Raw genomic sequence first — 1394 nt, 5'->3', positions numbered from 1 at the left:
CCCTATTTGATTCACACATCGCGAGCGATCCTCCAGCCGCTGAGCATGGCCCTGAGGGCCAACAGGCCCTGGAGGATCGTGATGGGTCCTGGTTTACCGTAGTATCCGGTCCAACCGCCGAGGCGCGCGCATACCCAGGTGGCGTAGGCAAGCGAGCTAGAGGGATGCGGGTTCTTTTGCCGATCGGTTTTGCCTTCGAGAGTGCGGCAAACAGCTTCGAGAGCCGGATGATCCTCGGGATCGAGCACATCGTCGAGCGGTCGGCCTGCTGCCCCATCGCGCTCTCGCACCATTTGTAGGACTTGGACCGCGGCGACCAGCGTTGCCGCGGTCAAGTTCTCGAATGGGCCGCCCTCAACCACGCGCACGGCTTCGATGTTGAAGCCCTTGGTCTTCATGAGGCGGAACAGTTGCTCGATCGTCCAGCGCTGGCGATACAGGCGCGTGATCTGCTGCGCATCCGCCAGTGTTGTCGCTCGATGTGTCGTCAGCAGTCGCCAATGCACCGGCGGGACGTTTGCAGGAGGATCAACCTCGCGCGCCTCCACCAGTGTAAGCGTGACCTCCTTCGGCAGTTTGGCCTCTTCGCCTGGGCATTTGCGCCTTGGCCGCAGCAGGTCGATCTGCCGCGTTCGCAATGCCAACACGGCTTTCCGTCCCACTTGGCCCGGCTTGGCCGGTACATCGATGACGTCACGGCCAAGCTCTGGCACGTCATCCAAGCAGCCGTAGAGCGTACCACCATCCTTCAGAGTTCGATCGTAATTGGCTCTGATCAGCAGCTCGGTCTCGACCGGTCGGCAGGCAAACTCCTCGTAAATGTCACCCTCTCGGTCGGCAACCACTGTCACGCACGCCGCCCCATGAGCTGCCAACTCAGCCGCCGTGAGGGTGGTGTCGAGCCAGCGGCTGCTCTCCTTATCCGCAAATGCCCGCACGGCCCGCTGGCTCTTCTTGCCGCCGACGTGTTTGAGGAACGTCGCATCGATGAGCCCGAGCAATGCGCCGTCACCGGCGTCTACCGCAATCATCGCGTGAAGGCTCAAACTGTCGAGCTTGCCATCGTCTCGCAAGCTCGTGGTGTCCTGTATCGCCAGAACATGGCGTCCCCTGACCAGCCCCGCGGTCCGCAACCGGGCCGTGGCCACCATCTCCTCCGGGGTCACCCGCCGATTGCGCAGGAAACGCGTGATGCGGATCTCGCCGGCCCGATCCCCGCCAACACGCCGAACACTGATCCCAGATTGACCGACGCTGACCAGACAGGCCAGCAAACGAGCCCCCCTTTTTCCAGGCGCCGGTCGCCAAACCGTCCCAATCCACCTTCCATCGCTCGCTCCATCGGCACACCCCTCCCGATGGATTCAGACTTCAGATGACTTGGCAACCCGCCG

Annotated in this window: 1 protein-coding gene; it reads right to left on the bottom strand. The window is 62.8% G+C overall.

All coding sequences use genetic code 11. The features are described 5' to 3' along the window. Nucleotides 1–11: 11 nt before the first annotated feature. Nucleotides 12–1274 (bottom strand): IS4 family transposase, encoded by a 1263-nt coding sequence (locus tag CV770_RS41065; protein ID WP_245454028.1) that lies wholly within the window; start codon nt 1272–1274, stop codon nt 12–14. Between the last annotated feature and the right edge of the window lie 120 nt (nt 1275–1394).

It is taken from the genome of Bradyrhizobium sp. AC87j1, from assembly GCF_002936975.1.
Lineage (GTDB): Bacteria > Pseudomonadota > Alphaproteobacteria > Rhizobiales > Xanthobacteraceae > Bradyrhizobium > Bradyrhizobium shewense.
Note: the sequence above shows the minus strand (reverse complement) of the source record. Positions and strands in the feature narration are given on the sequence as shown.